The organism is Sabulibacter ruber (genome assembly GCF_017355955.1).
Classification (GTDB): domain Bacteria; phylum Bacteroidota; class Bacteroidia; order Cytophagales; family Hymenobacteraceae; genus Nibribacter; species Nibribacter ruber_A.
Window position 1 is genome coordinate 1 of record NZ_JAFFID010000144.1, and the last position, 266, is coordinate 266.

The 266-nt window shown below is 67.3% G+C and carries 1 protein-coding gene; it reads right to left on the reverse strand.

Going from position 1 to position 266, the window contains the following annotated elements:
• Window positions 1-266: Crp/Fnr family transcriptional regulator (locus tag JT719_RS24810; protein ID WP_207436453.1), on the reverse strand; the 266-nt coding region annotated here is incomplete at both ends.

The following is a 266-nucleotide window of genomic DNA, read 5'->3' on the forward strand; positions in this document are numbered from 1 at the left end:
GGGTTCGGCGACCACCCGCTTGGCCTCCGGCCCGGCCGCTTCCCCTCCGGCGATGGCGGCTTGCGCCGTGCGGTTCACGTTCTCGGCCATCCGGGACGTGATGAGGCGCAGGAGATAAAAGCTGATCTCCGGCTTCTGGTAGCAGAGGTGGGCCAGCTCATCCTCGGTGATCCACAGCATTTCCGCCTCCGTCTCGCAGACCACGGACATGGTGCGCAGCCGGTCGGGCGAGAACATCGCGATCTCGCCGATGAAGTCGCCGGGGG